Source organism: Pseudomonas sp. 14P_5.3_Bac1 (assembly GCF_025466135.1).
Lineage (GTDB): Bacteria > Pseudomonadota > Gammaproteobacteria > Pseudomonadales > Pseudomonadaceae > Aquipseudomonas.
Window position 1 is genome coordinate 172,022 of record NZ_JANLOF010000082.1, and the last position, 24,142, is coordinate 196,163.

Genomic DNA, 24,142 nt, shown 5'->3' on the forward strand with positions numbered 1-24,142 from the left:
ATTTTTGGTGTTGAGGGCGACCTCGTGAGTCGGCCTGCGGATACTTATGCAGGGGCCATACCCATTGCAAGATGCTGAACCGTCGTGAAGGCCAAACAGTGGTACGAACGTACAGGAATGTCGCATTTATGAAAGTTTGTACATAAATGCATATATATAGAGGGTTTTTTCGGTGCATTTGACGCACCAAAAAAGCCCAGCCGAGGCGTCTGGCGCACTCGGTTGGGGCGCAGCTGTTACTTATCTAGACTGACACCATAAAACGGCGTCAGACCAAAAGGACTGATCTTGAAGTCCTGCACTTCTTTTCGAATAGGCTGGAAAACCGTCGAGTTTGCGATAGGCGTTATAGGTACTTGTTCCTTAAGGATTTTTTGTGCCTGTTGATACCACTTGATGCGCTGGTCGCGGTCACTGCTGACTTTGGCTTGCTGCACCAGCTTGTCGTAGGCCGGGTTACACCATTTGGCGTAGTTGCTGCCTTTGACCGCGGCACAACTGTAGAGCACGCCGAGCCAGTTATCCGGGTCGCCGTTGTCGCCGGTCCAGCCGTAAATCATCGCGTCATGTTCGCCATTTTTGGCGCGTTTGATGTATTCGCCCCATTCGTAGCTGACTATGTTGGCTTTGATACCCACCTTGTCCCAATCCTGCTGGATCATCTGCGCCGACATTCGCGCGTTTGGATTGGAGGCGCGCTGCACGGTCATCGCCCAAAGATTGATGGTGGTACCTGGTGCAACCCCTGCTTCTTTTAGTAGCGCCCGCGCCTTGGTCGGGTCGTAGGGCGCGTCCTTGATGGTGGGGTCATAAGACCACTGGGCAGGTGGCAATGCGTTCTGCGCCAATTGCCCGGCGCTCTGGTACACGGCCTTGATGATTGCCGGCTTGTCGATGGCCATATCCAGGGCCTGACGCACTTTGAGTTGGTCGAGCGGCGGGTGAGTCACGTTGTAAGCAAGAAAGCCCAGGTTGAAACCGGCCTGTTGCAGCACGCGCAGGTTTGGGTCCTGTTTCATCACCTCGATATCGGCCGGGCGTGGGTAACCGCTGACCTGGCATTCGCCGGCCTTGAGCTTCTGCAAGCGCGAAGCGGCGTCCGGAGTGATGGCAAACACCAGGTTGTCGAGCTTCACATCCTCGGGTTTCCAATACTGTTTATTGGCGACGTAACGGATCTGCGAGTCTTTCTGGTAGCGCTTGAACACAAACGGCCCGGTGCCGACGGGTTTCTGGTTGATGTCTTCAGCCTTGCCCTGTTTCAACAGCTGGGCGGCGTATTCGGCCGATTGCACCGAGGCAAAACTCATGGCCAGGTTCTGCACGAACGAGGCATCGACATTATTCAGGTTGAAACGCACGGTGTGATCGTCGAGTTTTTCGACGTTTTTGATCGTGGTGTTCAACCCCATGTCGGTGAAGTATGGCGACTCGGACGGGTAAGCCTTGCGGAACGGACTGTCGGCATCCAGCAGGCGGTTGAAGGTGAACAGCACGTCATCCGCGTTGAAGTCGCGGGTAGGGGTGAAGTAGTCGGTGGTGTGGAACTTGACGCCATCGCGCAGATGGAAGGTGTAGCTCAGGCCGTCATTGGATACATCCCAGCTTGTTGCCAGGCCGGGTTCGACTTCGGTGCCGCCACGCTTGAACTGGGTCAAGCGGTTGAACACGGTTTCGGCGGAGGCATCAAAATCGGTGCCGCTGGTGTACTGACTGGGGTCGAAGCCGGCAGGGCTGGCTTCGGAGCAGTAGACCAGGGTGCTGGCCGCCTGGGCCATCGGCATGAACGCCAGCAGGCTTGCAGCCAGGAGTAGCGGTTTGAAAGCGGTTCTTTCCATGGAAACTCCTGAAGTGGCAGGCCTATACAGCCGCCCAAACGAAAACGGCGGCAACCGAGGTTACCGCCGTTCAGGTTTGTCAGGTAGAGGTCACTGCATCTGTACTTCGATCACGCCGTCGGCGCTCATGTTGACCTGGCTGGTACCCGCTTCTACTTCAGGCGTCGGTGCCGAATCCGCCATCGCCGCTTTCATCATCATGCCGGCGCCGCGTGCGTAAGGCATCGGGTAGCCGTTGGTGTTGAAGTTCAGGTTGACGATCTTGTAGCCCTTGCCGCCCAGCGCATCGGTGGCCAGCTGCGCGCGCGCCTTGAAAGCGGCGACCGCGTCTTTAAGCAGGGCATCTTCGCTGGACTTGCGCGTAGCGTCGGCGATGGCGAAGTCCATGTTTTCCATTTTCAGGGTGTTCAGCAGATCGCCGGTGAGCTTGGACAGCGCCGGGAAATCCGCGCTTTCCAGGCGCAGTTCGGCACGCTCGCGCCAGCCGGTGATCTTCTGGTTCTTGTTGTCGTAGATCGGGTAGCTGTTGCGGCTGCCCTGGCGCAGGGTCACGCCTTTGACTTCGCGCGCTTCGCCCAAGGCTTTGTTCAAGGTGGTGGTGATTTCGGCGGCGAGCTTGGCCGGGTCGGTGTTTTGTGACTCGGTATAAAGGGTGACGATCATCTTGTCGCGAGCCACTTCCTGGCTGACTTCGGCACGCAGGGAGATCTGGTTGTAATGCAGTTCATCGGCGGCCATGGCCGGCAGGCTGGCCAGGGCGCTGGCGCTGAGAGTGAGGACAGCTGCACTGCGAGTGAAACGAGACATGGAAGCTCCTTGGGATGGTCGTGTTGGTATAACCGTGTTCGGTAAGACTGTAGACGGTGCTATCGGGTTCTTCGGGTTTACACATTCGCTACAAGTGGCGCGGTGCCGACGAACGGTCATCTGCCCGGCCTGCGTCAAAGAGCCACACGCGCCGTGCCAGCGGGTCTGCTTCGTTTATACTCCTGCCGATCCGCCTGCAGCGCTCACCGGGAGAGCTCATGCTCGCCGCCGTAAAACTGACTTCCGCCACCCGCCAGAACCTCTGGCGCCTGACGTTCATTCGTACCTTGGTACTGGCCGCACAGGCCGGCTCCGTCGGGCTCGCGTATTGGTTCGACCTGCTGCCGCTGCCGTGGCTGCAGTTGGCCGTGACCCTCGGCTTTTCCATCGTGCTGTGTGTGTTCACCGCCATTCGGCTGCGCACCACGTGGCCGGTGACCGAGCTGGAATACGCGCTGCAATTGGCCTGCGACCTGTTTATCCACAGTGTGTTGCTTTATTTCTCCGGTGGTTCCACCAACCCGTTCGTGTCTTATTACCTGGTGCCGCTGACCATTGCCGCCGTGACGTTGCCATGGCGCTATTCGGTGGTGCTGTCGGGCATCGCGCTGACGCTGTACACCTTGCTGCTGGCGCAGTTTTACCCCCTGAAGACCTTCCCTATCGCCCGGGAAAATCTGCAGATCTACGGGATGTGGCTGAGCTTTGCGCTGTCCGCTGCGGTTATCACGTTTTTCGCCGCGCGCATGGCCGAAGAGCTGCGCCGCCAGGAAGAATTGCGCGCCATTCGCCGTGAGGAAGGCCTGCGTGACCAGCAGTTGCTGGCCGTCGCCACCCAGGCCGCCGGCGCCGCCCATGAACTGGGCACACCGCTGGCAACCATGAGCGTACTGCTCAAGGAAATGACCCAGGACCATCACGACCCGGCGCTGCAAGATGACCTGAGCGTGTTGCAGGAACAGGTCAAGCAGTGCAAGCAGACCTTGCAGCAACTGGTACGCGCCGCCGAGGCCAATCGCCGCCTGGCGGTGGAGATGCAGGACGTGACCCAGTGGCTCGACGAAGCCCTGAACCGCTGGCACCTGATGCGCCCCGAAGCCAGTTACCGTTTCAACCTGCTGGGCCAGGGCAGCGTGCCGCGCATGGCGCCGCCGCCAGACCTGACGCAGGCGTTGCTCAACCTGCTGAACAACGCCGCCGATGCCTGCCCTGAAGGGTTGGGTGTGCAGCTGGACTGGGACGCGGAAAACGTGACCATCAGCATTCGTGACCACGGCGCGGGCGTGCCGCTGGCCATTGCCGAGCAGATCGGCAAACCCTTCTTTACCACCAAGGGCAAAGGCTTCGGCCTCGGCCTGTTTTTGAGCAAGGCCAGCGTGACCCGCGCGGGCGGCTCAGTGAAGCTCTATAGTCATGAGGAAGGTGGCACGCTCACCGAGCTGCGCCTGCCCCGTGTCGCACGAGGAGATATCGATGAGTGACGAGATCCAAGTCGAAGGCGAAGAACTGCCGCACCTGCTGCTGGTAGATGACGACGCCACCTTTACCCGCGTGATGGCGCGCGCCATGAGCCGCCGTGGTTTTCGCGTGAGCACCGCAGGCTCGGCCGAAGAAGGCCTGACCATCGCCCAGGCCGATTTGCCGGACTACGCCGCGCTCGACCTGAAAATGGACGGCGACTCCGGCCTGGTGCTGCTGCCCAAGTTGCTGGAACTCGACCCCGAAATGCGCGTGGTGATCCTCACCGGTTACTCGAGCATCGCCACCGCCGTCGAGGCCATCAAGCGCGGCGCCTGCAATTATTTGTGCAAGCCGGCGGACGCCGACGACGTGCTGGCCGCGCTGCTCTCCGAGCATGCCGACCTCGACACCCTGGTGCCGGAAAACCCGATGTCGGTGGACCGTCTGCAGTGGGAGCATATTCAGCGCGTGTTGACTGAACACGAAGGCAATATCTCCGCTACCGCCCGCGCCCTGGGCATGCACCGGCGTACCCTGCAACGCAAGCTGCAGAAGCGTCCGGTACGGCGCTGAACAAAGTCTGAACAATCTGCTTCAGGCCGCACGGAGCCCTGAACCGATCGTCTATGATCGGTTCAAACGCCTGTCACTTTTTCCTACCGAGCCTGAACGATGAATCAGAACGCTGAGTACTCCGCGGTCAACGATGCGGTGCGTGGGCACTTCTTTCGCCGAACCTGGGCGATGATCACGCCCTATTGGCGCAGCGAAGAGAAGGGCAAGGCCTGGTTGTTGCTGGCTGCAGTGATTGGCCTGTCGCTGTTCAGCGTGGCGATCTCCGTGTGGATCAACCACTGGTATAAAGACTTCTACAACGCGCTGGAGAAGAAGGACACCGCCGCCTTCTGGCAACTGATCGGCTATTTCGGCGGGATCGCCGCCGTAGCGATTCTCGGCGCGGTCTACCGCCTCTACCTGACCCAGATGCTGACGATCCGCTGGCGTGCCTGGCTCACCGAAAAGCATTTTGCACGTTGGCTTGCCCACAAGAATTACTACCAGCTGGAGCAGGGCGGTTACACCGATAACCCGGACCAGCGGATTTCCGAAGACCTCAACAACTTCACCTCCAGCACCTTGAGCCTTGGCCTGGGCCTGCTGCGTAACGTGGTGAGCCTGGTGTCGTTCTCGATCATCCTGTGGGGCGTGTCGGGCAGTATCGAAGTGTTTGGTTTCACCGTCCCCGGCTATATGTTCTGGTGCGCATTGGTCTACGCGGGCGTCGGTAGCTGGCTGACCCACCTGATCGGCCGTCGTTTGATCGGCCTGAGCAACCAACAACAACGCTTTGAAGCAGACCTGCGTTTCTCCATGGTGCGTGTGCGTGAGAACGCCGAGAGCATCGCCTTGTACAACGGCGAGCCGAATGAAAACCAGCGCCTGAGCGCACGCTTTGGCAAGGTCTGGCACAACTTCTGGGACATCATGAAAGTGTCCAAGCGCCTGACCTTTTTCACCGCTGGCTATAGCCAGATTGCGATCATCTTCCCCTTCATTGTCGCCGCGCCACGCTACTTCACCGGCAAGATCGAGCTGGGCGAGCTGATGCAAATCAACTCGGCGTTCGGCAACGTGCAAGAGAACTTCAGCTGGTTTATCAGCGCGTATTCGGAGCTGGCTTCATGGCGCGCGACCAGTGATCGTCTGCTCAGCTTCCATCAGGCCATGAGTGACAACGAGCAGCGTGTGCCCGCCATCGATGTGCACCCCGAGGGCGAGCGCCTGGTGGTGAAAAACCTGGGCATGGATTTGGCTGACGGTCGTCACTTGCTGACCGACGCCGACATGACCGTAGAGCCGGGCCAGCGCGTGATGCTCAGTGGGCGCTCAGGCAGCGGCAAGAGTACGCTGCTGCGCGCAATGGGCCACCTCTGGCCAGCAGGCCACGGCAGCATTCGTCTGCCGGCTGCGCGTTACCTGTTTCTGCCGCAAAAGCCTTACTTGCCCATTGGCACGCTGAAGGCTGTGTTGAGTTATCCACAAGACGACAGCGCGTACTCGGCCGAACGTTATGCACAGGTCCTGGAAACGTGCCGCCTGCCGCATCTGGTTGCGCGCCTGGACGAAGCCAATCACTGGCAACGCATGCTCTCGCCGGGTGAGCAGCAGCGCCTGGCTTTTGCTCGCGCGTTGTTGTTCGCGCCGCAGTGGCTGTACATGGATGAAGCCACCTCGGCGATGGATGAGGAAGACGAGGCCACGTTGTATCAAGCATTGATTGACGAGTTGCCGGGACTGAGCATCGTCAGCGTCGGCCATCGCAGCAGCCTCAAGCGCTTCCATGGGCGGCATGTACGGATTGACGGTGGGTTGTTGCAGGAGCAGCAACCGGCTTAAGGTCGAGCGCGGTCAATGTGGGAGCGGGCTTGCTCGCGAATACGGTCTGTCAGTTAGCGATGTGCTGACTGACCCACCGCGTTCGCGGGCAAGCCCGCTCCCACAGTGGATCTCCAGTGTTCTGGAAAGTGAAGCCCAATAAAAAGCCCGGCTGATCATCGATCAGCCGGGCTTTTTATTGCTTGCAGAAGACTTACTTCTTCAGGCCGTAATGCTCATCCAGCATGCCTGGGGCGTCCGGCGTTTTTGGCGCGTAGTCCCGTGGTGGCTCCTGGTTTTCCCGCGGAGGCGTCAGGCGCTCCCGTGGCGCGTGCGGTGCATCGGAATGCAGCGCGGCCAGCAGACGCTGGCGGGTGATGTCGTCGAGGGCCAGGCGGTTAGCGCCATCGGCGAGGTGATCCTGTACATCCTGGTAGCTCTGGGTGAGCTTCTTGACCAGGGTCGCGGTGCTGTTGAAGTGGGTAACAACCTCGTTCTGATAACTGTCAAAACGTTCCTGAATGTCATCCAGCTGACGCTGCGTGCGGTTAGGCGCGGCATTTGGCAGCAGGCGGGCAACCAGGAATCCAATGGCGACACCGGCAACCAAGGCGAGAGTCGGCAACAACCAAACTAAGAGCGAGTGTTCCACGAGTCCTTCCTCTATAAACGGCTTTGCTTTACGTTAACGGCTCGGACCTGCGCTGTATACCGCGATTAAGCTCGCAATGATGCCATGCACAGACTTTTAGCTAGACGAGTCGACCCTTTGTGAGGTCACGGAGTTCATTCCTTGCTCATGCGTGAAACCCCCGTTTTGATCGATGGCCCGGTTGGCCAATTGGAAGCCCTGTACCTGGATCACCCCGAGCCACGTGGCCTGGCGCTGATCTGCCACCCTAACCCGGTGCAGGGCGGGACCATGCTCAATAAAGTTGTCTCGACCCTGCAACGCACCGCTCGCGATGCCGGTTTGATTACTTTGCGTTTCAATTACCGTGGCGTCGGTGCCAGCGCCGGTACCCACGACATGGCCACCGGTGAAGTGGATGATGCCGAAGCGGCCGCCACCTGGCTGCGGGAAAAACACCCCGACCTGCCGATCACCCTGCTCGGGTTTTCCTTCGGTGGCTACGTGGCCGCCAGCCTCGGCGGCCGTCTGGAAGCCAAGGGTGAAAAGCTCGCGCACCTGTTCATGGTCGCCGCCGCCGTGATGCGCCTGCGTGATACCGACGTGCTGCCCCAAGGCTGCCCATTGACTCTGATCCAGCCGGAAACCGACGAAGTGGTCGACCCGCAGGTCGTCTACGATTGGTCCGCTGCCTTGAAACGCACCCATGAGCTGCTGAAAGTGGCAGAATGCGGGCACTTTTTTCATGGCAAGCTCACCGATCTCAAGGATCTGGTGCTGCCGCGCCTCTCGAATTGATAGCAGTCTGATAAGCGATTACCCATGACGACTCGTACCCGTATTCTCACCGGCATCACCACCACCGGCACGCCGCACCTGGGCAACTACGCCGGCGCGATCCGCCCGGCGATCCTCGCCAGCCAGGACGCGAATGCCGATTCCTTCTACTTCCTGGCCGACTACCACGCCCTGATCAAATGCGATGACCCGCAGCGGATCCAGCGCTCGCGTATGGAAATTGCCGCGACCTGGCTGGCCGGTGGCCTGGATGTGAACCGGGTGACGTTCTATCGCCAGTCCGACATCCCCGAAATTCCTGAACTGACCTGGCTGCTGACCTGTGTCGCCGCCAAGGGCTTGCTCAACCGCGCCCACGCCTACAAGGCCTCGGTGGATAAAAACCTGGAAACCGGCGAAGACCCGGACGCGGGCATCACCATGGGCTTGTACAGCTACCCGGTGCTGATGGCGGCGGACATCCTGATGTTCAATGCGCACAAGGTGCCGGTCGGCCGCGACCAGATCCAGCACGTGGAAATGGCCCGCGACATTGGCCAGCGTTTCAACCACCTGTTTGGCAACGGTAAAGAATTCTTCACCATGCCTGAGGCGTTGATCGAAGAAAGCGTCGCCACCTTGCCGGGCCTGGATGGCCGCAAGATGTCCAAGAGCTACGACAACACCATCCCGTTGTTCACCAGCGCCAAGGACATGAAGGAGGCGATCTCGCGGATCGTCACCGACTCGCGCGCGCCTGGCGAAGCCAAGGACCCGGACAACTCGCACCTGTTCACCCTGTTCCAGGCGTTTGCAACCAAGGCCCAGGAAGAAGAGTTCCGTGCCGAGCTGCTGCAAGGCCTGGGCTGGGGCGAGGCAAAGAGCCGTCTGTTCCAACTGCTCGACGGCCAACTGGGTGAAGCGCGCGAGCGTTATCACCAACTGATGTCGCGCCCCTCGGACATGGAAGACCTGTTGCTGATCGGTGCCCAGAAAGCCCGCGCCGTGGCGGCGCCGTTCCTGGCCGAGCTGCGTGAGGCGGTTGGCTTGCGCTCGTTCGTCAATCAGGCCGCCGCGCCGGTGGCAGCCAAGAAGAAAGCCGCCAAAGCCGCGCGCTTTGTGAGCTTTCGCGAAGACGACGGCAGCTTCCGCTTCCGCCTGCTGTCGGCCGACGGCGAGCAACTGCTGCTGTCGCGCAATTTTGCCGACGGCAAAGCGGCCGGTGCGGTGACCAAGCAACTGCAAAACGGCGACGCGCTGGATGTACGCACTGAGGCCCTGAGTTTCAGCGTATGGCTCGATGGCGCGGTGGTTGCCGACAGTGCTGCGTTCGCCGACGAAACGTCGCGCGATGCAGCCATCGCCGCGCTGCGCGTTGCGTTGACCCCAACCGAGGATTAACCCGACCAAGGGTTGATTGCCATTATCCAGGGCCGTCGTTACAGTGACGGCCCGTTTTTGTTGCCTTGCTAACGAAATTATGACGCCCCTAGAACGATATCAAGCTGATCTGAAGCGCCCTGAATTCTTCCATGACGCCGCGCAGGAAAATGCGGTGCGTCATTTGCAGCGCCTGTACGACGACCTGGTCGCGGCCTCGCAAAACAAGCCAGGGATGTTCAGCAAGCTGTTTGGCAAGAAAGACCATACGCCGGTCAAAGGCCTGTACTTCTGGGGTGGCGTGGGCCGCGGCAAGACTTACCTGGTCGACACCTTCTTCGAAGCGCTGCCGTTCAAGGAAAAGGTGCGTACGCACTTCCACCGCTTCATGAAGCGCGTGCACGAAGAAATGAAGACGCTGCCGGGCGAGAAAAACCCGCTGACCATCATCGCCAAGCGTTTCTCCGATGAGGCGCGGGTGATTTGTTTCGACGAATTCTTTGTCTCCGACATTACCGATGCGATGATCCTCGGCACCCTGATGGAAGAGCTGTTCAAGAACGGCGTGACCCTGGTTGCGACCTCGAACATCGTGCCCGATGGCTTGTACAAGGACGGCCTGCAACGCGCGCGCTTCCTGCCGGCCATCGCGCTGATCAAGCAGAACACCGAGATCGTCAACGTCGACAGCGGCGTCGACTATCGCCTGCGTCACCTTGAGCAAGCGGAGCTTTACCACTACCCGCTGAACGAGGCCGCGCTGGACAGCCTGAAAAAAAGCTTCCGCGCGCTCACGCCGGAATGCACCAAGGCGGTCGAAAACGACAAGCTGATGATCGAGAACCGCGAAATCATCGCGCTGCGCACCTGCGATGACGTGGCCTGGTTCGAGTTCCGCCAGCTGTGCGATGGCCCGCGCAGCCAGAACGACTACATCGAACTGGGCAAGATCTTCCACGCGGTGATCCTGAGCGGCGTGGAACAGATGAGCGTCACCACTGACGACATTGCGCGCCGGTTTATCAACATGGTCGACGAGTTCTACGACCGCAACGTCAAGCTGATCATCTCGGCGGAAGTCGAACTCAAGGACCTCTACACCGGCGGTCGCTTGAACTTCGAATTCCAGCGCACGCTGAGCCGCTTGCTGGAAATGCAGTCCCACGAGTTCCTGTCGCGCGGGCACAAACCCTAACAGCGACACGCATAAATGGTGGGAGGGGGCTTGCCCCCGATAGCGGTGTGTCAGGGCCAGGTGTACTGACTGACCGACTGCTATCGGGGGCAAGCCCCCTCCCACATTTTTTACGGTGTTTGACCCTGCTTAAGCGGCTTGCTGGAACTGCTGCCGGTATTGGTTCGGCGACAGCTCGGTGTGCTGGCGGAACAGCCGTGCAAAGAAGCTCGCATCGTCGTAACCCACCTCATAGCTGATGGTCTTGATGCTTTTGCGGCTGCCCGAGAGCAAGCCTTTGGCGGTCTCGATGCGCAGGCGTTGCAGGTAGTGCAGCGGCTTGTCGCCGGTGGCGGTCTGGAAACGGCGCATGAAGTTGCGGATGCTCATGCCGTGTTCGCGGGCGACGTCTTCGAAGCGGAACTTGTCGGCAAAGTGCTCTTCGAGCCAGTGCTGGATCTGCAGGATGATCACGTCCTGGTGCAGCTTCTGCCCACCAAAACCAATGCGCCCCGGTGCGTAGCTGCGTTGCACTTCGTAGAGGATGTCGCGGGCCACGGCCTGGGCGATGTTGGCGCCGCAGAAGCGTTCGATCAGGTAGATATAAAGGTCGCACGCCGAGGTGGTGCCGCCGGCGCAATACAGGTTGTCGGCGTCGGTCAGGTGCTTGTCCTGGTTGAGCTGCACCTTGGGGAAGCGTTCGCTGAAGGCATTGAAGAAACGCCAGTAGGTGGTCGCCTCCTTGCCATCGAGCAACCCGGCCTCGGCCAGCCAGAATACCCCGGTTGCCTCACCGCAGAGTACAGCGCCGCGAGCGTGTTGCTGGCGCAGCCAGGGCAGCACTTGCGGGTAGCGTGTGCATAACGCGTCGAAGTCGTCCCAGAAGGCCGGTAGCACGATGATGTCGGCGTCTTCCAGGCCGCCGTCCACCGGCATGATCACATCACTGAAGCTGCGCACCGATTGCCCGTCGGGGCTGACCAGGCGCGTTTCAAACGCCGGGATCAGGCCCAGGCCTTGTTGTTTGCCATAACGCAGGCTGGCGAGATGGAAGAAATCCTTGGCTTGCATGAGGGTGGAAGCGAATACCCGATCAATGGCCAAGATGCTGACGCGCCGCAAGGGCGTGGAGATTTGGTTAGACATAATTTCATTTATTCTTATAGGGGAAAGTGGTCACCAGACGGCTGGATCGTCTTATTTTTTGTCGCATGTGTCCAGTGTCCCGTGACGGCTTCGCGGCATAGGCTCTGTGGTCTGGCCTTTGTCCGACAATCCACGCAGGTGACCCATGATCCCCAGAACCTTGTTCAGCTCGGAGCACGAACTCTTTCGCGAGAGCGTGCGCACCTTCCTTGAAAAACACGCTGCGCCGTTCCATGGGCAATGGGAGAAACAGGGCTATATCGACCGTGCGTTGTGGAGCAAGGCGGGGGAGGCGGGGATGCTTTGCTCCCACTTGCCGGAAGAGTATGGCGGCCTGGGCGCCGACTTTCTCTACAGCGCGGTGGTGATCGAAGAGGTCAGCCGCCTGGGTTTGACGGGCATCGGTTTCTCGCTGCATTCGGACATCGTCGCGCCGTACATCCTGCATTACGGCAGCGAGGTGCTGAAGCAGAAGTACCTGCCCAAATTGATTTCCGGTGAAATGGTGACGGCCATCGCCATGACCGAGCCAGGGGCGGGTTCCGACTTGCAGGGCGTGAAGACCACCGCGGTGCTGGATGGCGATGAGTACGTGATCAACGGCTCAAAGACCTTCATCACCAATGGCTTTCTCGCCGAGCTGGTGATCGTCGTGGCCAAGACCGATCCCAAGGCCGGCGCCAAGGGCACCAGCCTGTTTCTGGTGGAAGCCGACACGCCGGGCTTCGACAAGGGCAAGCGCCTGGAGAAGGTGGGCATGAAGGCCCAGGACACCTCGGAGCTGTTTTTCCAGGACGTGCGTGTGCCCAAGGGCAACCTGCTGGGGCAGGCGGGCATGGGCTTCGCCTATTTGATGCAGGAGTTGCCGCAGGAGCGTTTGACCGTGGCGATTGCTGCGCTCTCATCGGCGGAGGCGGCGCTGCAGTGGACCTTGGAATACACCCGCGAGCGCAGGGCGTTCGGCAAGGCGATTGCCGATTTCCAGAACACCCGGTTCAAGCTGGCGGAGATGGCCACGGAGATTCAGATCGGTCGCGTGTTTGTCGACCAGTGCATGGCGTTGCACCTGGAAGGCAAGCTCGACGTGCCTACTGCAGCGATGGCCAAGTACTGGGCCACGGACCTGCAATGCAAGGTGCTCGACGAGTGTGTGCAGCTGCACGGCGGTTACGGCTTTATGTGGGAATACCCGATCGCGCGGGCCTGGGCGGATGCGCGGGTGCAGCGGATTTATGCGGGGACCAACGAAATCATGAAAGAGATTATTGCGCGAGCGCTTTGATCTTCGGTGGTGCTCAGGGCCTCATCGGGGGCAAGCCCCCTCCCACATTTTGATGTGTGAATACAGTCAAATGTGGGAGCTGGCTTGCCTGCGATAGCTACCTAAAGATCAATCAAGGCGCTGGATTCGGATGATCCTTCTGAATCGCCTCAATCCCTTCCAACACTTCTTTCGACAGTTTCAGGTCAGCGCTGGCGATGTTGCTATCCAGTTGCTCCAAAGATGTCGCGCCAATAATGTTGCTGGTCACAAACGGCTGTTGCGTCACGAACGCCAGGGCCATCTGCGCCGGGTCCAGGCCGTGTTCACGCGCCAGCGCCACATAGCGGCTGCACGCGGCTTCGGACTGCGGGTTGAAGTAGCGGCTGAAACGGCTGTATTCGGTCAGGCGTGCCTTGGCCGGGCGTGCGCCGTTCTCGTACTTGCCGCTGAGCATGCCGAACGCCAGGGGCGAATACGCCAGCAGGCCGCACTGTTCACGAATCGCCACTTCCGCCAGGCCCACCTCAAAGCTGCGGTTGAGCAGGTTGTAGGGGTTCTGGATCGACACCGCGCGGGGCCAGCCACGGGCTTCGGCCAGGGCGAGGAATTTCATGGTGCCCCACGGGGTTTCGTTGGACAGGCCGATGTGGCGGATCTTGCCGGCTTTTACCTGCTCGTCCAGCGCTTCGAGGGTTTCTTCCAGCGGGGTGAGGTCGTCTTCGTCCTTGTGCTTGTAGCTCAGTTGGCCGAAGAAGTTGGTGCTGCGTTCCGGCCAGTGCAGCTGGTAGAGGTCGATCCAGTCGGTTTGCAGGCGCTTGAGGCTGGCATCCAGTGCTTCGACAATGTGCTTGCGGTTGTGGCGCAGGTGGCCGTCGCGGATGTAGTCGATGGTGTTGCCGGGGCCGGCGATCTTGCTGGCGAGGATCCAGTCGGCACGGTCGCCGCGGCTTTTGAAGTAATTACCGATGTAACGCTCGGTGGTGGCATAGGTGTCGGCCTTGGGCGGCACCGGGTACATTTCCGCCGTGTCGAGGAAGTTGATCCCCGCGGCCTTGGCCCGTTCGATCTGCGCGAAGGCCTCTGCCTCGCTGTTCTGCTCACCCCAGGTCATGGTGCCCAAGGCTATCGCGCTTACGTTCAGATCGGTTCGGCCCAGCTGTCGATAATCCATCGGGTACTCCTTCAGGGAAAACAATCATAAAAGCAGGTTGAATTTTTTTTCGCAATCTGCATAATTGCCCACCTCTTTCTGCAGTGGAAGTGATGCGCCGCCTGCCGAAGAATCTTGCCGTTGAACGGACGCGCCGACCCGAGCCCCCGATAGCGTCTGTATCCGGCTGCCTTTGACTTGTCAAAGTACGCACTATTCAGTAAGATCCGCCGTCTAATTTACAGGGCGGCCCCTGAGGCTATTAAAGAATGACAACTTTTACTGCAAAACCGGAAACAGTTCAGCGCGACTGGTTTGTCGTCGACGCCGCTGGTCAGACCCTGGGTCGTCTGGCCACTGAAGTCGCCAGCCGTCTGCGTGGCAAGCACAAGCCTGAGTACACCCCTCACGTTGACACCGGTGACTACATCGTGATCATCAACGCTGAGCAGGTACGTGTTACCGGCAACAAAGCGCAAGACAAAATGTACTACCGTCACTCCGGTTTCCCAGGCGGTATCAAGTCTTCGAACTTTGAAGGCCTGATTTCCAAGAAGCCTGAAGCCCCGATCGAAATCGCGGTCAAAGGCATGCTGCCGAAGGGCCCACTGGGTCGCGATATGTTTCGCAAGCTGAAAGTCTATGCGGGCGCTGTACACCCTCATGCTGCTCAGCAGCCCCAAGAACTGAAGTTTTAACGGAATAGTTCATTATGTCGGCGACTCAAAATTACGGCACTGGCCGTCGCAAAACCGCAACCGCACGCGTTTTCCTGCGTCCGGGCACTGGTAACATCTCGATCAACAACCGCACTCTGGACAACTTCTTCGGTCGCGAAACTGCCCGCATGGTAGTTCGTCAGCCGCTGGAACTGACCGAGACTGTTGAAAAGTTCGACATCTACGTCACCGTTATCGGTGGCGGTGTAAGTGGTCAAGCTGGCGCAATCCGCCACGGTATCACTCGCGCTCTGATGCAGTACGACGAAACCCTGCGTGGCGCACTGCGCAAAGCTGGCTTCGTAACTCGCGATGCTCGTGAAGTTGAACGTAAGAAAGTCGGTCTGCGTAAAGCGCGTAAGCGTCCGCAGTACTCGAAGCGTTAATTCGCTTTACGTTCCACAAAAACGCCCAACTCCTCACGGAGCTGGGCGTTTTTTATTGCCTGCGATTTATGCACAAATTTCGCCGTGACAACTTGCCACATCCGTAGACCCCCTATACTACAAGGCCTGGAGAGGGAGCCCCGGGCAATTCCCTTGTCATACGTGGGGCTTTTCATTACCATTCGGCAAAATTTTTATAAGTAAAGATTCAACACTTAGTAGACGCCTGATTTAACAGGCCAAAAAGCTGATGGGAGAGGACTGAATGAGCAATGACGGCGTGAATGCAGGCCGGCGTCGCTTCTTGGTAGCAGCCACATCCGTGGTGGGTGCTGCAGGAGCGGTGGGGGCTGCGGTCCCGTTCGTGGGGTCATGGTTTCCCAGTGCCAAGGCGAAAGCCGCAGGTGCACCGGTGAAGGTGAATGTCAGCAAGATCGACGCAGGCCAGCAGATGATTGCTGAGTGGCGCGGTCAGCCGGTCTTCATCGTTCGTCGTACTGAGGAAATCCTGGGGAATCTGAAAAAAATCGAAGGTCAGCTGTCTGATCCCGACTCGAAGAATTCCGACCAACCCGCCTACGTCGATAAGGAAATCCGTTCGATCAAGCCAGAGATTCTGCTGCTGATCGGTATCTGCACCCACCTCGGCTGCTCGCCTACCTTCCGCCCTGAAGTTGCTCCTGCCGACCTGGGCAAAGACTGGGTGGGTGGTTACTTCTGCCCTTGCCATGGCTCTCATTACGACCTGGCCGGCCGCGTCTACAAGTCACAACCCGCACCACTGAACCTGCCAGTTCCGCCACATCACTACGAGACTGACAGTGTCATTGTCATTGGCGTCGACGAGGGGGAGAAAGCCTGATGAGCAAGTTCATGGATTGGGTGGATGCGCGCTTCCCCGCTACCAAAATGTGGGAAGACCATCTCAGCAAATATTACGCACCAAAAAACTTCAACTTCTTCTACTTCTTCGGCTCCCTGGCGCTGTTGGTGCTGGTCAACCAACTCGTCACCGGCGTCTGGCTGACGATGAGCTACACACCTTCGGCTGAAGAGGCCTTTGCGTCCGTTGAAGGGATCATGCGCGACGTCGAGTACGGCTCGATCCTGCGTTTGCTTCACTCCACCGGCGCCTCGGCGTTCTTCATCGTGGTCTACATGCACATGTTCCGTGGCTTGCTCTACGGCTCATACCAAAAACCCCGCGAGCTGGTGTGGGTGTTTGGCATGCTGATCTATCTGGCGCTGATGGCAGAGGCCTTCATGGGTTACCTGCTGCCGTGGGGGCAGATGTCGTACTGGGGCGCTCAGGTGATCATCTCGCTGTTCGGCGCGATCCCGGTCATCGGCAACGACCTGACCCAGTGGATCCGTGGTGACTACCTGATTTCCGGCATCACCTTGAACCGCTTCTTCGCCTTGCACGTTGTGGCCCTGCCGATCGTGATTCTCGGCCTGGTGGTGCTGCACATCCTGGCGCTGCACGAAGTGGGTTCGAACAACCCCGATGGCGTCGACATCAAGAAGCACAAAGACGAAAACGGCATCCCGCTGGACGGCATTCCGTTCCACCCGTACTACACCGTGAAAGACATTGTCGGCGTGGTGGTGTTCTTGTTCATCTTCTGCTCGATCGTGTTCTTTTTCCCGGAGATGGGCGGGTATTTCCTCGAGAAGCCTAACTTCGAACAGGCCAACGCCTTCAAAACGCCTGAGCACATTGCACCGGTCTGGTACTTCACGCCGTTCTACGCGATCTTGCGGGCGATTCCAGACAAGCTCATGGGCGTTGTTGCCATGGGCGCCTCGATTGCGCTGTTGTTTGTCCTGCCGTGGCTTGACCGCAGCCCGGTCAAATCGATGCGCTACAAGGGATGGTTGAGCCGAATCTGGCTTGTCGTGTTCTGCATCGCGTTCATGCTGCTGGGCTGGACCGGCGTCCAGGCACCGAAGCCAGCGCTGACGTTGCTGTCGCAGGTCTGCACCTTCCTGTACTTCGCCTACTTCATTCTGATGCCGTTCTACACCCGGCTCGAGAAGACCAAACCGGTTCCGGAAAGGGTGACTGGCTGATGAAAAAGTTATTCGTTGCTTTGATGCTTGCGGCACTGCCGCTACTGTCCTTCGCGGCCGAGCAGGGCCCGGAACTGGAAAAAGTCGATATCGACGTCTCTGACAAAGCTGCAATGCAAGATGGCGCGCGTACCTTCGCCAACTACTGCATGGGCTGCCACAGCGCCAAGTTCCAGCGCTATGAGCGGGTTGCCGATGACCTCGGTATCCCTCATGAGCTGATGCTGGAGAAACTGGTGTTCACTGGCGCCAAGATTGGCGACCACATGAACATCGGCATGCAGCCTGCCGACGCCAAAGCCTGGTTCGGTGCTGCACCGCCTGACCTGACCCTGGTGGCGCGCGTGCGGGGTACCGACTGGCTGTATGGCTACCTTAAATCCTTCTACGAAGACCCGGCGCGCCCTTGGGGTGTGAACAACAAAGTCTTCCCGAACGTCGGTATGCCTAACGTTCTGGTCGGCCTGCAGGGTCGCCAAGTGGTAGGATGCAAGCAGGTTCAGGTCGTCGAAGACGGCAAGAAGCAATATGATCCGTTGACCGGCACGCCTCTGACGCATGAAGCGTGTGATCAACTGACCATAGTGCCCAAGACCGGTACGCTGAACGAAGAGCAGTTCGACGAGAAGGTCAAGAATCTGGTGACCTTCCTGGCCTACTCGGCCAACCCGGTCAAACTGCAACATCAGCGCATCGGTACCTATGTATTGCTGTACCTGGCCTTCTTCTTCGTATTCGCCTATCTGCTCAAACGCGAATACTGGAAGGATGTGCATTGATCCAACCGTAAGCAATTGCTGTTAATCTTGCGCGCCCAGCGGCATCTCTGAACACGTAGCGGTCTGGTTGAACCAGGCACTGCAGAGATGCTCTCTGGGCGCGCTCGTTTTTGAGCTTTCGATAATTTCAACAAGCGAGGAGGACCGCCATGGGCGTGACCAATCGGTTGGCCTGTTACTCCGACCCCGCCGACCACTATTCCCACCGAGTACGCATCGTGCTCGCAGAGAAGGGTGTCAGCGCCGAGATCATCAGTGTGGAGGTGGGACGTCATCCGCCGAAACTGATCGAAGTGAACCCTTACGGCAGCTTGCCCACCCTGGTCGATCGTGACCTGGCGTTGTGGGAGTCAACCGTGGTGATGGAATACCTGGATGAGCGTTACCCGCATCCGCCTTTGTTGCCGGTGTACCCGGTGGCGCGTGCCAACAGCCGCCTGCTGATCCATCGGATCCAGCGTGACTGGTGCGGGCTGGTGGATGTGATTCTGGATTCACGCAGTAAAGAAGCCGTTCGGGTGCAGGCGCGCAAGGAATTGCGTGAGAGCCTGACCGGTGTTTCGCCGCTGTTCGCCGACAAACCTTTTTTCCTCAGCGAGGAACAAAGCTTGGTGGATTGCTGCCTATTACCCATACTCTGGCGCTTGCCGATCCTGGGCATTGAACTGCCACGGCCGGCCAAGCCGTTGCTTGATTACATGGAGCGCCAGTTTGCGCGTGAGGCTTTCCAGGCGAGTCTGTCTGGTGTCGAACGCGATATGCGCTAAGGCTTAAGGAGCCGCTGATGAACTCCAGTCGACCCTATTTGGTCCGCGCGCTCTATGAGTGGATTGTGGACAACGATTGCACCCCGCACATGCTGGTCAACTCCGAATTTCCCAAGGTTGACGTGCCTCAAGGCTTTGCCAGTGACGGGCAGATTGTGCTGAACGTATCACCCAGTGCCGTGCGCCACCTGCACATGGACAACGAGGCTGTCAGCTTCGAAGGGCGTTTCGGCGGCGTGCCCCATACGCTGTTCGTGCCGATTGGCGCGATTCTCGGGATCTATGCCCGCGAGAATGGCCAAGGCATGGTGTTCGATCTGGAGTCGCCTTTCGAGGACGACGAATCGATTGAAGGCGAAGACGGTGATGATGTACCACCACCGGACTCCGAGCCACCGCGTCCAAGCGGCCGGCCGAGCCTGAAAGTGGTGAAGTAAGCGGCTTTCATCCTCGGGTGAGCCTGAAAAATGCCTCGATATGCGTCGGGGCATTTTTTTGCGCGAAGGATGTAGATGAAAGTCGCGACACAACGGTGATCGTACAACCGCCATGGGCTATGATGCGGGCTCAAGTTCGCCGAGAAAGATGGTTCATCATGGAAAACGCCAACACCGCCCCTCGTCTTCCCCGCAAGCGCCGCAGCCTTGCCCAGGAATTGGTCACGGTGTTGTCTGAGCAGATCCGCGACGGTCAACTCAAACGTGGCGATAAGTTGCCCACCGAGTCGGCCATCATGGAAGCCCATGGCGTCAGCCGCACGGTCGTGCGTGAAGCCATCTCGCGTTTGCAGGCGGCGGGGCAGGTCGAAACCCGTCACGGTATCGGCACCTTTGTGTTGGATACGCCAAGCCCGAGCGGTTTCCGGATTGACCCGGCCACGGTGGTTACGCTGCGCGATGTGCTGGCGATTCTGGAGCTGCGGATCAGCCTGGAAGTGGAGTCCGCCGGCCTTGCCGCGTTACGTCGCAGCGACGAGCAACTGGCCGCCATGCGTGCGGCGCTCGATGCCCTGAATGAAAGCGCGGCCCACGCCGGCGATGCAGTGGCGTCAGACTTCGCGTTCCACCTGGAAATTGCGCTGTCCACCGGCAACCGCTACTTCACCGACATCATGACCCACCTGGGCACCAGCATCATTCCGCGTACGCGCCTGAATTCAGCGCGCCTGGCCCATGACGATCAGCAGCACTACATGGGCCGCCTGAGCCGCGAGCACGAAGAGATTTATGAGGCAATTGCCCGCCAGGATTCGGACGCTGCACGCGCCGCCATGCGCTTGCATTTGACCAACAGCCGAGAGCGACTGCGCCATGCCCACGAAGAGGCAGAAGCGCAGCGCGGTTAACCGGGCAACCGAGTGGTGTCGGGAGTAAATCGATCCAAGTGTGGGAGCGGGCTTGCCCGCGAATGCGGTGTGTCAGTCTGCACATGCATCAACTGAAAAAACGCCTTCGCGAGCAAGCCCGCTCCCACATTTTGATCTCCTTGGCCTGGAGTTTTGCGTCCACTTAATTAGCCGGCTGATTGGGCTTGTAGTCCTTGAGCAGCAGATACGTACTCCAACCCCACCAATCATTGGTCCAGTGTTTGTCGTTCAGGTCATTCACGTCCTTGCGGCGCAGCACCTTGTCGCCTTCCATCTTGAACAGCGGCGAAAAGTTATTCGCCGGGTTCTGCGCTGCGTTCAAATCCGGCACATACAGCGGCGCCTTGAAGTTGGCCGGGAAGGGCGCCACGCCGCTGATAAAGGTCTCGAAGACCTCATCGGCCGAGGCCTGTACCGCCCGTTTGACCATCGCCCGATTGTCCGCGTCGATGGCATCGAAGTAGCGTTTATCCCCATAGGCATGCCATTGATCACCCTTGGCGTTGCGCACCTTGAGCCCGAACTTGCTGTCCTCATCGTGCATGAAGCGGCTGATCAGCGAGCCCAGTTCGCCAGGCGTCACCACCGCCGCCAATTGCTTGCGCGGCACGCGCAGGTGGCCGGCGGAAAACAGGTCGGTCAAAAAGTGATCAGCAAAGCTGTTCATGGCGTAGGCCAATTCCAGTGCCTGATCGGTGCCGGTTTGATGGGCCGCGACCGCCTGTTGCAGTGCCGCCGTATGGCCAGCCAGATACGCGGATAGCGCCCATTCGCCGAAGTGGTCAGCGTTATCTGCGGCCAATTTCAGGTAGCGCCCCAGCGGAATCAATGCCGAAACGGCACTGCCGCCGCCGGTGATGCGGTTCCATTCCTCGGACAACGTATCACCCAGTGCGTCATAGGCTTCGTGCGGTTGTTTGCCGTCCTTGATCGCCTGGTTCACGGCGTTGATCTCCTTTTGCATCACCGCGAGGATTTTCCCGGCCTCTTCCCGCGAGGCTGGCAGCACCGCCAGCGAATTGAACGCTGCAGTAAAGCGCTGCACGCGATCGGCGGCGGACGCGCCGTCGCTGATCGGCTGGCCAGGAATGCCATAGAAGTCGCCCCCCAGCGCGATCACCTGGCCATAGGTGAGTGCCAGCCCGTTGGGCAGGTGCAGCTCGACCTGGTGGGCGGGAATCGCCGGGGCGTCTTTGACGAAACGCAACAGCGTGTCATCGCCGATGGCGGTGTGCTCACCGCCTTCGAAGCGCAGGGTAGGTGGGTTTTTCTCGGGGGCTGCGAGTTCAAGACCTGACATGTTAGCTCCTTGCTATGTCGTAGGAATCTTCCGTGATAACTGTATGTATATACAGTTAATCGGAGCATAGAGGATTAATTTCCTACGTCAAGAAAGTGCGTTCAAACGCAGGGCCGGATGAAGCCCGATGAATTGCAGTTGACGAATCTTTTTATAGTTGTACGATGACGTACGACATCAACAAACCAACAACAACCTTTCGACAGAAAGTCTTCACCCAGGGTGTTCGAATAATGAATCCACAAGAACTGAAGTCCATCCTCTCCCACGGTCTGCTGTCTTTCCCCGTGACCGATTTCAACGCGCAGGGTGACTTCCACCAGGCCGGCTACATCAAGCGTCTGGAATGGCTCGCCCCCTACGGCGCCACCGCCTTGTTCGCCGCCGGTGGCACTGGTGAGTTTTTCTCCCTGGCTGCCAGCGAATATTCCCAAGTGGTGAAGACCGCTGTTGATACCTGCGCCACCAGCGTGCCGATTCTCGCCGGTGTGGGTGGGTCGACCCGTCAGGCCATCGAGTACGCCCAAGAGGCTGAACGCCTCGGTGCCAAAGGCTTGCTGTTGCTGCCGCACTACCTGACCGAAGCCAGCCAGGACGGCGTCGCCGCCCACGTGGAAGCGGTGTGCAAGTCGGTCAAAATCGGCGTGGTGGTCTACAACCGCAACGTGTGCCGCCTGACTGCGCCTCTGCTGGAACGCTTGGCCGAGCGCTGCCCGAACCTGATCGGCTACAAGGACGGCCTGGGTGACATCGAGTTGATGGTGTCGATCCGCCGTCGCCTGGGTGACCGTTTCAGCTACCTCGGCGGCCTGCCGACTGCAGAGGTTTACGCCGCTGCCTACAAGGCCCTGGGCGTGCCGGTGTACTCCTCGGCGGTGTTCAACTTCATCCCGAAAACCGCGATGGACTTCTACCACGCGATTGCCAAGGACGATCACGCCACCGTCGGCAAGATCATCGACAACTTCTTCCTGCCTTACCTCGACATCCGCAACCGTAAGGCGGGTTATGCCGTGAGCATCGTCAAGGCCGGGGCAAAAATCGCCGGCTATGACGCAGGCCCTGTGCGCACGCCGCTGACCGACCTGCTGCCGGAAGAATACGAAGCCCTGGCCGCGCTGATCGACAAGCAAGGTCCGCAGTAACTTATCAACAAGGCCGCTGAGAGATCAGCGGCCTTTTGCGTCAGGAGAAGATTTGTGTCCCAAGCCAAACGTTTTGAGAACTACATCAACGGCGAGTGGGTGGCCGGTGCCGATTACTGCAACAACATCAATCCGTCGGAGTTGTCCGATGTCATCGGCGAATATGCCAAGGCTGACGTAGCTCAAGTTAACGCCGCCATCGATGCCGCCCGCGCCGCCTTCCCGGCCTGGTCGACCTCCGGCATCCAGGCTCGCCACGATGCGCTGGACAAAGTCGGCAGTGAAATCCTCGCCCGTCGTGAAGAACTCGGCACCCTGCTGGCCCGTGAAGAGGGCAAGACCCTGCCCGAAGCCATCGGCGAAGTGACCCGCGCCGGTAACATTTTCAAGTTCTTCGCCGGTGAATGCCTGCGCTTGTCCGGTGACTACGTGCCGTCCGTGCGCCCGGGCGTCAATGTGGAAGTCACCCGCGAAGCCCTGGGTGTGGTCGGCTTGATCACCCCGTGGAACTTCCCGATTGCGATCCCCGCCTGGAAAATCGCCCCGGCCCTGGCCTACGGCAACTGCGTGGTGATCAAACCGGCCGAACTGGTGCCGGGCTGCGCCTGGGCCCTGGGCGAGATCATCTCCCGCGCCGGCTTCCCCGCCGGTGTGTTCAACCTGGTGATGGGCAGCGGCCGTGTGGTTGGCGACGTATTGGTCAACAGCCCGAAAGTCGACGGCATCAGCTTTACCGGTTCGGTCGGCGTGGGCCGTCAGATCGCCGTCAGCTGCGTGTCGCGCCAGGCCAAAGTGCAGTTGGAAATGGGCGGCAAGAACCCGCAGATCATCCTCGACGACGCCGACCTCAAGCAGGCCGTCGAGCTGTCGGTACAGAGCGCGTTCTACTCCACCGGCCAGCGTTGCACCGCCTCCAGCCGCTTGATCGTCACCGCCGGTATCCACGACCAGTTCGTTGCGGCCATGGCTGAGCGCATGAAGTCGATCAAAGTCGGCCACGCGCTGAAAAGCGGCACCGACATCGGCCCGGTGGTTTCCCAGGCCCAGCTGGACCAGGACATGAAGTACATCGACATCGGCCAAAGCGAAGGTGCGCGGCTGGTCAGCGGTGGCGGCCTGGTGACCTGCGACACCGAAGGCTACTACCTGGCGCCGACGCTGTTTGCCGACAGCGAAGCCGCCATGCGCATCAGCCGTGAAGAGATCTTCGGCCCCGTGGCCAACGTGGTGCGCGTAGCGGATTACGAAGCGGCGCTGGCCATGGCCAACGACACCGAGTTCGGCCTGTCGGCGGGCATTGCCACCACCTCGCTCAAGTACGCCAACCACTTCAAGCGCCACTCCCAGGCCGGGATGGTGATGGTCAACCTGCCGACTGCCGGTGTGGATTACCACGTGCCGTTCGGTGGCCGTAAGGGCTCCTCGTATGGTTCGCGCGAGCAAGGTCGCTACGCGCAAGAGTTCTACACCGTGGTGAAGACCAGCTACATCGGGTCGTAACACGTAACACCCGTGGGAACCGGCTTGTGTGGGTGCGGGGGGGGGGGGGGGGGGGGGGGGGGGGCGGGGGGGGGTGGGGGGGGGGGGGGGCGGGGGGGGCGGC

At 59.6% G+C, this 24,142-nt stretch carries 23 protein-coding genes; 17 read left to right on the forward strand and 6 right to left on the reverse strand.

Going from position 1 to position 24,142, the window contains the following annotated elements; all coding sequences use genetic code 11:
• Window positions 1–236: 236 nt before the first annotated feature.
• Both NTD89_RS24435 and NTD89_RS24440 read right to left on the reverse strand, forming a co-directional pair.
• Window positions 237–1,838, reverse strand: a complete 1,602-nt coding sequence (locus tag NTD89_RS24435; RefSeq protein WP_262210125.1) for an ABC transporter substrate-binding protein — start codon at window positions 1,836–1,838, stop codon at window positions 237–239.
• Window positions 1,839–1,928: 90 nt separating this feature from the next.
• Window positions 1,929–2,645: an SIMPL domain-containing protein gene (locus NTD89_RS24440; RefSeq protein WP_145165237.1), complete on the reverse strand. Its 717-nt coding sequence runs from the start codon at window positions 2,643–2,645 to the stop codon at window positions 1,929–1,931.
• A gap of 218 nt (window positions 2,646–2,863) precedes the next feature.
• Between NTD89_RS24440 and NTD89_RS24445 the strand changes: the two genes are divergently transcribed.
• From NTD89_RS24445 to NTD89_RS24455, 3 genes are all read left to right on the forward strand, one after another.
• A complete protein-coding gene (locus NTD89_RS24445) occupies window positions 2,864–4,126 on the forward strand; it encodes an ATP-binding protein (RefSeq protein WP_106578640.1) in 1,263 nt (420 codons plus the stop codon).
• Window positions 4,119–4,679, forward strand: a complete 561-nt coding sequence (locus NTD89_RS24450; RefSeq protein ID WP_003171731.1) for a response regulator transcription factor — start codon at window positions 4,119–4,121, stop codon at window positions 4,677–4,679. The genes NTD89_RS24445 and NTD89_RS24450 overlap by 8 nt, the downstream gene beginning before the upstream one ends.
• 99 nt (window positions 4,680–4,778) lie before the next feature.
• The gene (locus tag NTD89_RS24455; protein WP_262210127.1) at window positions 4,779–6,503 is read left to right on the forward strand and encodes an ABC transporter ATP-binding protein/permease; all 1,725 of its coding nucleotides are present in this window, start codon (window positions 4,779–4,781) and stop codon (window positions 6,501–6,503) included.
• A 193-nt stretch (window positions 6,504–6,696) separates the two neighbouring features.
• Here NTD89_RS24455 and NTD89_RS24460 read toward each other — a convergent pair whose 3' ends face one another.
• Window positions 6,697–7,134: a YhcB family protein gene (locus tag NTD89_RS24460; protein WP_145165233.1), complete on the reverse strand. Its 438-nt coding sequence runs from the start codon at window positions 7,132–7,134 to the stop codon at window positions 6,697–6,699.
• A 147-nt stretch (window positions 7,135–7,281) separates the two neighbouring features.
• On the opposite strand from NTD89_RS24460, the gene NTD89_RS24465 reads away from it, so the two are divergent.
• The 3 genes from NTD89_RS24465 (at window position 7,282) to zapE (ending at window position 10,465) form a co-directional block, all read left to right on the forward strand.
• Window positions 7,282–7,911 (forward strand): alpha/beta hydrolase, encoded by a 630-nt coding sequence (locus tag NTD89_RS24465; RefSeq protein ID WP_262210129.1) that lies wholly within the window; start codon window positions 7,282–7,284, stop codon window positions 7,909–7,911.
• A gap of 24 nt (window positions 7,912–7,935) precedes the next feature.
• Complete coding sequence (locus tag NTD89_RS24470; RefSeq protein WP_262210131.1) at window positions 7,936–9,291, forward strand: tryptophan--tRNA ligase; 1,356 nt, start codon at window positions 7,936–7,938, stop codon at window positions 9,289–9,291.
• Window positions 9,292–9,370: 79 nt separating this feature from the next.
• Window positions 9,371–10,465 (forward strand): cell division protein ZapE, encoded by a 1,095-nt coding sequence (gene zapE, locus NTD89_RS24475; RefSeq protein WP_145165227.1) that lies wholly within the window; start codon window positions 9,371–9,373, stop codon window positions 10,463–10,465.
• A gap of 129 nt (window positions 10,466–10,594) precedes the next feature.
• Here zapE and NTD89_RS24480 read toward each other — a convergent pair whose 3' ends face one another.
• A complete protein-coding gene (locus NTD89_RS24480) occupies window positions 10,595–11,515 on the reverse strand; it encodes a GlxA family transcriptional regulator (protein ID WP_262210149.1) in 921 nt (306 codons plus the stop codon).
• A 220-nt stretch (window positions 11,516–11,735) separates the two neighbouring features.
• Here NTD89_RS24480 and NTD89_RS24485 point away from each other — a divergent pair, with 220 nt between their 5' ends.
• Window positions 11,736–12,872 (forward strand): acyl-CoA dehydrogenase family protein, encoded by a 1,137-nt coding sequence (locus NTD89_RS24485; protein ID WP_262210133.1) that lies wholly within the window; start codon window positions 11,736–11,738, stop codon window positions 12,870–12,872.
• A gap of 112 nt (window positions 12,873–12,984) precedes the next feature.
• On the opposite strand, the gene NTD89_RS24490 is transcribed toward NTD89_RS24485, so the two are convergent.
• Window positions 12,985–14,025: an NADP(H)-dependent aldo-keto reductase gene (locus tag NTD89_RS24490; protein ID WP_242194720.1), complete on the reverse strand. Its 1,041-nt coding sequence runs from the start codon at window positions 14,023–14,025 to the stop codon at window positions 12,985–12,987.
• Between the two features lie 248 nt (window positions 14,026–14,273).
• On the opposite strand from NTD89_RS24490, the gene rplM reads away from it, so the two are divergent.
• The 8 genes from rplM to NTD89_RS24530 all read left to right on the forward strand — a co-directional run bounded on the left by rplM (window position 14,274) and on the right by NTD89_RS24530 (window position 20,073).
• Window positions 14,274–14,702 carry a 50S ribosomal protein L13 gene (gene rplM / locus NTD89_RS24495; protein ID WP_003171742.1) on the forward strand — a complete coding sequence of 143 codons (429 nt, stop codon included), beginning with the start codon at window positions 14,274–14,276 and terminating at the stop codon, window positions 14,700–14,702.
• A 14-nt stretch (window positions 14,703–14,716) separates the two neighbouring features.
• A complete protein-coding gene (rpsI, locus tag NTD89_RS24500; RefSeq protein ID WP_003171743.1) occupies window positions 14,717–15,109 on the forward strand; it encodes a 30S ribosomal protein S9 in 393 nt (130 codons plus the stop codon).
• Between the two features lie 265 nt (window positions 15,110–15,374).
• Window positions 15,375–15,971, forward strand: a complete 597-nt coding sequence (petA, locus tag NTD89_RS24505) for a ubiquinol-cytochrome c reductase iron-sulfur subunit (RefSeq protein ID WP_262210135.1) — start codon at window positions 15,375–15,377, stop codon at window positions 15,969–15,971.
• Entirely contained in the window at window positions 15,971–17,182 is a 1,212-nt protein-coding gene (locus NTD89_RS24510) for a cytochrome b (protein WP_145165219.1), read from the forward strand. Before petA ends, NTD89_RS24510 begins: the two co-directional genes overlap by 1 nt.
• Complete coding sequence (locus NTD89_RS24515) at window positions 17,182–17,961, forward strand: cytochrome c1 (RefSeq protein ID WP_145165217.1); 780 nt, start codon at window positions 17,182–17,184, stop codon at window positions 17,959–17,961. The genes NTD89_RS24510 and NTD89_RS24515 overlap by 1 nt, the downstream gene beginning before the upstream one ends.
• Before the next feature lie 149 nt (window positions 17,962–18,110).
• The gene (locus tag NTD89_RS24520; protein WP_106578651.1) at window positions 18,111–18,728 is read left to right on the forward strand and encodes a glutathione S-transferase N-terminal domain-containing protein; all 618 of its coding nucleotides are present in this window, start codon (window positions 18,111–18,113) and stop codon (window positions 18,726–18,728) included.
• Between the two features lie 17 nt (window positions 18,729–18,745).
• Complete coding sequence (locus NTD89_RS24525; RefSeq protein ID WP_159954235.1) at window positions 18,746–19,165, forward strand: ClpXP protease specificity-enhancing factor; 420 nt, start codon at window positions 18,746–18,748, stop codon at window positions 19,163–19,165.
• Window positions 19,166–19,323: 158 nt separating this feature from the next.
• Entirely contained in the window at window positions 19,324–20,073 is a 750-nt protein-coding gene (locus tag NTD89_RS24530; RefSeq protein ID WP_106578653.1) for a FadR/GntR family transcriptional regulator, read from the forward strand.
• 163 nt (window positions 20,074–20,236) lie between these two features.
• On the opposite strand, the gene NTD89_RS24535 is transcribed toward NTD89_RS24530, so the two are convergent.
• On the reverse strand, window positions 20,237–21,394 hold the full coding sequence (locus NTD89_RS24535; protein WP_262210140.1) for a phospholipase: 1,158 nt from the start codon (window positions 21,392–21,394) through the stop codon (window positions 20,237–20,239).
• A 233-nt stretch (window positions 21,395–21,627) separates the two neighbouring features.
• Here NTD89_RS24535 and kdgD point away from each other — a divergent pair, with 233 nt between their 5' ends.
• Complete coding sequence (gene kdgD / locus NTD89_RS24540; protein WP_064450699.1) at window positions 21,628–22,539, forward strand: 5-dehydro-4-deoxyglucarate dehydratase; 912 nt, start codon at window positions 21,628–21,630, stop codon at window positions 22,537–22,539.
• A 54-nt stretch (window positions 22,540–22,593) separates the two neighbouring features.
• The gene (locus tag NTD89_RS24545; RefSeq protein WP_262210142.1) at window positions 22,594–24,039 is read left to right on the forward strand and encodes an aldehyde dehydrogenase family protein; all 1,446 of its coding nucleotides are present in this window, start codon (window positions 22,594–22,596) and stop codon (window positions 24,037–24,039) included.
• The last annotated feature ends 103 nt before the right edge of the window (window positions 24,040–24,142 follow it).

Coding starts and splice junctions, on each gene's coding strand:
- zapE (WP_145165227.1), top strand. CDS start 9,371: ATGACGCCCCTAGAACGATATCAAGCTGATCTGAAGCGCCCTGAATTC.
- NTD89_RS24535 (WP_262210140.1), bottom strand. CDS start 21,394: ATGTCAGGTCTTGAACTCGCAGCCCCCGAGAAAAACCCACCTACCCTG.
- NTD89_RS24520 (WP_106578651.1), top strand. CDS start 18,111: ATGGGCGTGACCAATCGGTTGGCCTGTTACTCCGACCCCGCCGACCAC.
- NTD89_RS24465 (WP_262210129.1), top strand. CDS start 7,282: ATGCGTGAAACCCCCGTTTTGATCGATGGCCCGGTTGGCCAATTGGAA.
- petA (WP_262210135.1), top strand. CDS start 15,375: ATGAGCAATGACGGCGTGAATGCAGGCCGGCGTCGCTTCTTGGTAGCA.
- NTD89_RS24485 (WP_262210133.1), top strand. CDS start 11,736: ATGATCCCCAGAACCTTGTTCAGCTCGGAGCACGAACTCTTTCGCGAG.
- NTD89_RS24435 (WP_262210125.1), bottom strand. CDS start 1,838: ATGGAAAGAACCGCTTTCAAACCGCTACTCCTGGCTGCAAGCCTGCTG.
- NTD89_RS24480 (WP_262210149.1), bottom strand. CDS start 11,515: ATGCAAGCCAAGGATTTCTTCCATCTCGCCAGCCTGCGTTATGGCAAA.
- NTD89_RS24440 (WP_145165237.1), bottom strand. CDS start 2,645: ATGTCTCGTTTCACTCGCAGTGCAGCTGTCCTCACTCTCAGCGCCAGC.
- NTD89_RS24445 (WP_106578640.1), top strand. CDS start 2,864: ATGCTCGCCGCCGTAAAACTGACTTCCGCCACCCGCCAGAACCTCTGG.
- NTD89_RS24530 (WP_106578653.1), top strand. CDS start 19,324: ATGGAAAACGCCAACACCGCCCCTCGTCTTCCCCGCAAGCGCCGCAGC.
- NTD89_RS24455 (WP_262210127.1), top strand. CDS start 4,779: ATGAATCAGAACGCTGAGTACTCCGCGGTCAACGATGCGGTGCGTGGG.
- NTD89_RS24490 (WP_242194720.1), bottom strand. CDS start 14,025: ATGGATTATCGACAGCTGGGCCGAACCGATCTGAACGTAAGCGCGATA.
- NTD89_RS24515 (WP_145165217.1), top strand. CDS start 17,182: ATGAAAAAGTTATTCGTTGCTTTGATGCTTGCGGCACTGCCGCTACTG.
- NTD89_RS24525 (WP_159954235.1), top strand. CDS start 18,746: ATGAACTCCAGTCGACCCTATTTGGTCCGCGCGCTCTATGAGTGGATT.
- NTD89_RS24510 (WP_145165219.1), top strand. CDS start 15,971: ATGAGCAAGTTCATGGATTGGGTGGATGCGCGCTTCCCCGCTACCAAA.
- NTD89_RS24450 (WP_003171731.1), top strand. CDS start 4,119: ATGAGTGACGAGATCCAAGTCGAAGGCGAAGAACTGCCGCACCTGCTG.
- rplM (WP_003171742.1), top strand. CDS start 14,274: ATGACAACTTTTACTGCAAAACCGGAAACAGTTCAGCGCGACTGGTTT.
- rpsI (WP_003171743.1), top strand. CDS start 14,717: ATGTCGGCGACTCAAAATTACGGCACTGGCCGTCGCAAAACCGCAACC.
- kdgD (WP_064450699.1), top strand. CDS start 21,628: ATGAATCCACAAGAACTGAAGTCCATCCTCTCCCACGGTCTGCTGTCT.
- NTD89_RS24470 (WP_262210131.1), top strand. CDS start 7,936: ATGACGACTCGTACCCGTATTCTCACCGGCATCACCACCACCGGCACG.